The organism is Wenjunlia tyrosinilytica (assembly GCF_014646055.1).
In the GTDB taxonomy this organism is placed as follows: domain Bacteria; phylum Actinomycetota; class Actinomycetes; order Streptomycetales; family Streptomycetaceae; genus Wenjunlia; species Wenjunlia tyrosinilytica.
Genome location: NZ_BMMS01000094.1, coordinates 1 through 5424, shown reverse-complemented (window position 1 = coordinate 5424; position 5424 = coordinate 1). Strand labels below are relative to the sequence as shown.

The following is a 5424-nucleotide window of genomic DNA, read 5'->3' as shown; positions in this document are numbered from 1 at the left end:
TCGACGAGGACGACGGCGCCGATGGCGCCGCGGACCAGGTCGTCCCACATGAACCAGAACCGGTCCTGTCCAGGGGTGCCGAACAGATAGAGGATCAGGTCCTCGTCCAGCGTGATGCGCCCGAAGTCCATCGCCACGGTCGTCGTGGTCTTGTCGGGTGCGTGTGTGAGGTCGTCTATCCCCGCGGACGCGGACGTCATGACGGCTTCGGTGCGCAGGGGGTTGATCTCGGAGACGGCACCGACGAACGTGGTCTTGCCGACACCGAATCCGCCCGCGATCACGATCTTCGCGGACGTGGTGGAACGGGCTCCAGCTTGACCCACGGTGGTCTGGTCCTGGGCCCTAGAGCTTGCGAAGTCCACTGAGCACCCTTTCGAGCAGTGTCAGATCCGGCTGGGCGCCGGGTTCATCGGCGCCGGCGGGCTGGTGGATGGCTACCATTCCGGCTTCGGCCAGGTCGGCCACGAGGATACGCGCCACGCCGAGCGGAATGGTGAGCAGGGCGGAGATCTCGGCGACGGACTTGATCTCCCGGCACAGCTGGCAGATGCGCTGGTGCTCGGGAAGGAGCCCGGTCATCCGTGACTGGTCGGCCGTCGTGCTGACCAGCGCCTCGATGGCGAGCTGGTAGCGCGGCTTGGTACGGCCGCCCGTCATCGCGTAGGGGCGCACCAGCGGCTGGTCCGTGCCGGAGGCGGCAGGCGACTGGGCCGGCTGGGGCTGCTCGGGCATCGGCTGGAAGATCGGCCGCTGCTCGTGGACCGGCTCCGGCGCCTGCTGCGGCGTAGGAGCTGAGGGGAAGTTGTAACGCCGCGGCGGCTGCTCGCCGCCGTAGTGGCCACCGTATTGCTGGCCGTACTGGTCTCCGTAGTCGGGCTGCTGGGGACCGTACGAATGTCCACCTGGGGGCGTTTCCACGGTTCCTCCTCACGCTGGTTCGGGCCGGACGTGCATCGGCCATATCCCCGACGCGCCACCGCACCTTACGGTCCGGCGGCGCGTCGCGCAGGTGTTGCGATGAGCTCGATGGACTAGTTGAGCAGGCTGCCTTGGAGTTCGGCGCGCAGATCGGGGGTGAGAACGGACCCCGCTCGGTCGACGAGCAGGGCCATCTCGTACCCGACGAGGCCGATGTCGCACTCCGGGTGTGCAAGGACGGCCAGGGAGGAGCCGTCGGAGACGGACATGATGAACAAAAAGCCCCGCTCCATCTCGACGACCGTCTGGTTGACGTGGCCGCCTTCGAAGATGCGGGAGGCTCCCGCGGTCAGGGAGGTGAGTCCCGACGCGACGGCGGCGAGCTGGTCGGCGCGGTCGCGCGGGAACCCTTCGGACATGGCCAGCAGCAGACCGTCGGCGGAGACCACCACGGTGTGGGAAACACCGGGGGTGTTGTCCACGAAGTTGGTGATCAACCAGTTCAGGTTCTGTGCCGCCTGGCTCATCGGACTCAACTAACGCTCCTGGTGATCGGGGCTGTGGGGGCCCTCGCCGTTGCTGTCGGAAACCGCGCTGCGGCCCTGCTGGATTCCGCGGCGCAGGCTGGTCAAACGCCCGCGGACCTCATCGGGGGCGCGGGAGACCTGGGGGCCTCCCTGCGGGGTCTGCTGTGCGGTGCCCGGGACCAGGTTGGCCTTGGGCACACGCCGTGGCAGGCCGGAAGGGGTGACACCGCCGGCCTGCGGCTCGCGGACCTTGGCGGCGCGCCGCCAGGTGTCATCGTTGGCCGAGCGCCACTCGCTGTCGTCGGCGTTCGCGGACACGGCGTTCGCGGAGGCGCTGTCGTCGCGGGCGGCGGGTTCCTCGGAAGGGGTCTGGGCGGGCTTGCGCCACGTCTCCTGCCCGCTTCCGGGCGCCTGTGTCCCCGGTCGGCGCCGCGGCAGTCCGTTTTCGGTGAAGCCCACGTCTTCGTCCGAAGGGGCGTCGCCGTACCCCTCGGGGGCGTAGTCGGGCTGGGCGGGCTGCGGCTGCTCGGACGTCCCGGCGTCGTAGTCCGTGTAGTCGTCCTGTCCGAACTCCTGTGTGTACTGCGACTGCTCGGAGTACGGGGAGTTGTCGAACTCGGAGGTGTCGTACGACGGCTGTTCGGCGTACTGACCGGCGTCGTACTGCTCACTCTCGAACTGCCCGGTGTCGTACTGCGGCTGCTCGCCGTAGGAGGGGTGTCCACCCGCGTAGTACTCGTCGAACTCGCGCCCGAGGTCGCGCTCCGTGGTGCGCCGGCCGCCGTAACCGTTCACGGCGGTGAAGCCACTGCGGTCCTCGAAGCCGTTGCGGCCCTCGTACTCCTGGCCCTCGTACCCCTGGCCCGCGTACCCCTGGCCCTCGTACTCCGGGCCCGCGTACCCCTGGCCCGGGTAGTCCTGACCGGCGTAGTCCTGGCTGCCCTCGAAGCCCAGGCCGTAGCCGGACTCGTCCTGCCCGCCGTCCTGGCCCTGCTGGGGGTCCTGGCCGTTGCCGAGCCCGTTGCCCGCGCCGCTCGGGGGGTCGTTCCCGAAGAAGCGGTCGTCGAGGTACGGGGGCTGGTTGTCGAACGGGTTGAACGCCTGCGTCTCGAAGTCGTTCCCCGCGGGAGCGGGAGCGGGAGCGGGAGCGGAAGCGGAGGCAGCGGCCTCGTCGCGGAAGAGCGGACGCTCCTGCTGCTCCTGAGCCTCGCTCGAGGCAGCGCCCTGCGACGCCTCCAGCGCCGCCCGGCGCTCACGGCGCTTGAGCGAGCGGCCCATGGAGTCCAGCGCCGGCGCGTCGGGCTCCTCCGCGACGGCGTAGCGGGACTCGTCGAAGCCGAGGTCGGCCGCGGTGCGGGCGCTGTCCTCGTAGGCGTTCATCTCGTGCTCGGGCACGATCCGGGAGACCGTGAAGTCCGAGTCCGGCACCGGCGCCGCACCACCGTGGGTGATCGGCTCGGGGAGCATGACCAGGGACGTGGTGCCCGCGGACTCGCCCGAGGGACGCAGCTGGACGCGCACGCCGTGCTTCTTGGCGAGGCGGCCGACCACGAACAGGCCCATGCGGCGGGCGATGGAGACATCCACCGTCGGAGGCTCGGCCAGCTTGTGGTTGATGTCCGCGAAGTCCTCGGGGGTGAGCCCGATGCCCTTGTCGTGGATCTCGACCATGACGCGGCCGTCCGGCAGCCGGGTGCCGTTGACCCGCACCTTCGTCTGCGGGCTGGAGAACGAGGTGGCGTTCTCCAGCAGCTCCGCGAGGAGGTGGACGAGGTCGTTCACCGCGGTGCCGTGGATCTCGGTCTCCGGTATGCCGAACAGCTCGACGCGCTCGTACTGCTCCACCTCGGAGGCGGCGGCACGAAGGACGTCGACCAGCGGGACCGGCTGGGTCCAGCGGCGGCCGGGCTCCTCGCCCGCGAGGACGAGGAGGTTCTCACCGTTGCGGCGCATACGGGTCGCGAGGTGGTCCAGCTTGAAGAGGTTCTCCAGCTGGTCCGGCTCGGTCTCGTGGTTCTCCAGGTCCGTGATCAGCGTCAGCTGCCGCTGGATGAGGCCCTGGTTGCGGCGGGAGAGGTTGGTGAAGATCGCGTTGACGTTCCCTCGCAGGAGCGCCTGCTCGGCGGCCAGACGGACCGTCTCACGGTGCACCTGGTCGAACGCGCGGGCGACCTCACCGATCTCGTCCCGGCCGAACAGCGGGATCGGTTTGACCCGGGTGTCGATGCGGCCCGGGTCCGTCTTGGAGAGGTTCTCGACCAGGCTCGGGAGGCGGTTCTCGGCGATGTCGATGGCGGAGGTGCGCAGGACGCCCATGCCCCGGACCATCGAGCGGGAGACGAAGAACGTCAGCAGACCGGCGAGCGCGAGGGCCAGCAGCGCCGCGGCGCCGTTGATCACCGCGTCCTTCTCGGCGTTGGCCCGGATCTCCTGGGCGTCGCCGACGAGGTGGTCGGTGATCTTGAGCTCGACCTTGCGCAGAAGGCCGATCTCGACCGAGGACGCCTTGTACCAGTCGTTGGGCTGAAGGCCGGCCGCGGACAGCGACTTGCCCGGGGGCACCGAGAGCACACGGGTGAGGTAGTTGCTCGAGTCCCGCAGCTGGTCGCCGGTGACGGTCTCGTTGTAGAGGAGGACGTCCTCGGGAAGCGCTCCGGTCAGGAACTCGGTGTCCGCGGTGACCTGGAGGGTGACCGCCGCCTGGATGGCGATCGGGTCCTGGCGGGTCATGGTGTCGCGCGCCAGGGCGGTCATCACCAGGGCGCGCTTGGTGGACGAGGAGGCCTTGGCCAGCGAGACGGCGTACACGGCGCGGCCGCGGCTGGTGACCTTGGTGGAGCCGAATCCGAGCTCGTTGTCGAACGCGGTCAGCGGCCGGAACATCTCCGAGTACGCCTGCGGGGTCGCCAGCGGCATCAGGTCGGAGCGGAAGGCGTTCGTCCGCAGCAGCGGGAGCGAGGCGAGGTTGGCCTGGGCGGCCTTGATGCGGTTCTCCACACGCGTGTTGTCGTGGATCTTCGACACATCCGACTCGAACCGGCGCATGGCCGCGTCGGTCTTCTCGCGGAACTGCGTGACGATGGGCGCGTTGCGCTGGCCGCGGGTGAGCGGCAGAGCGGTCGCGTCACGCTCGTTCTGCAGGGCGTCGGCGAGAGTGGTGGCGCTGCGCGCGAGCTTGGCCACGCGCTCGGCCTCGGCCGCCTGCTGGGCGAAGTCGACCGAGTTGGCCACCCGCAGGCCCGCGAAGATCAGGCCGGTCACCACCGGGATGAAGAGGATGGCCATGAGCCGCGTGGGCACGCGCCAGTTGTGGAGAGCCAGTCGGTTGCCACTGGCCGCGGGCAGCTCGAAGTCCCCGCTGTCGTCGGACGACACGGGCGGCTGCTGCGTACTCGACGGCGGGGTGAAGTTGCCCCGGCTCGAGGACGCCTGCTGAGGGTCGCGTGCTTGGGAGCGTTGCCCCGGCACCGTGTTCTTTCGCCTCACTCGACCAACAACCTCTCGGCCCGGAAAGGCCATGGATCAATCCAACCGCAGCTCTTGAGAGTTGGTGCCTACTCAAGGGTTCGTCGCATTGCAGCACGTCATCAGGGTCTCTACCAAACAGCTTCGCGGCTGTGAATTCTGACGCATAAAACGGGCATAAGTGCCCAGGTTCGGCAAACGCCAGCGGATATGTGTGCGCTGTGAAACCGTTTGGCCGCGCCGCGTGTTCAAACGACGCGGATTGCCTGCTGAAACGTTATGAACGCGAGGACCGGCCGTGTTCTGGAACACAGCCGGTCCAAGACGTGTCGGCTGCCCGACGGTATCCAATTACTTACTTCAAACGTGCGAGCAAGGCATGTTCGACAAGAGTGATCAATGCGGATTTCGCCTCCGCCCGCTGACGCGCGTCGGTGGTGATGATCGGGGTGTCCGGGCCGATCTGGAGGGCGTCGCGGACTTCTTCGGGCTTGTAGGGCTGGTGTCCGTC

The 5424-nt window shown here is 68.8% G+C and carries 4 protein-coding genes and 1 pseudogene; all 5 read right to left on the bottom strand.

Translation table 11 applies throughout. The features are described from left to right. A partial coding sequence (locus IEY86_RS35470; protein WP_373287148.1) for a GTP-binding protein occupies window positions 1-365 on the bottom strand: 365 nt, incomplete at its 3' end. Next, window positions 346-921, bottom strand: coding sequence for a DUF742 domain-containing protein (locus tag IEY86_RS35465; protein ID WP_189136020.1), 576 nt, complete (start codon window positions 919-921; stop codon window positions 346-348). The genes IEY86_RS35470 and IEY86_RS35465, both read right to left, overlap by 20 nt. A gap of 113 nt (window positions 922-1034) precedes the next feature. Next, a complete protein-coding gene (locus IEY86_RS35460) occupies window positions 1035-1448 on the bottom strand; it encodes a roadblock/LC7 domain-containing protein (protein WP_308425203.1) in 414 nt (137 codons plus the stop codon). Between the two features lie 9 nt (window positions 1449-1457). Then, window positions 1458-4823 carry a sensor histidine kinase gene (locus IEY86_RS35455; RefSeq protein ID WP_189136018.1) on the bottom strand — a complete coding sequence of 1122 codons (3366 nt, stop codon included), beginning with the start codon at window positions 4821-4823 and terminating at the stop codon, window positions 1458-1460. A 445-nt stretch (window positions 4824-5268) separates the two neighbouring features. Next, a pseudogene (locus IEY86_RS35450) lies at window positions 5269-5424 on the bottom strand (ATP-binding protein); the annotation flags it as partial.

Excerpts from the sequence above, each read along its gene's own strand:
- IEY86_RS35460 (WP_308425203.1), bottom strand. The coding sequence starts at position 1,448 with ATGAGCCAGGCGGCACAGAACCTGAACTGGTTGATCACCAACTTCGTG.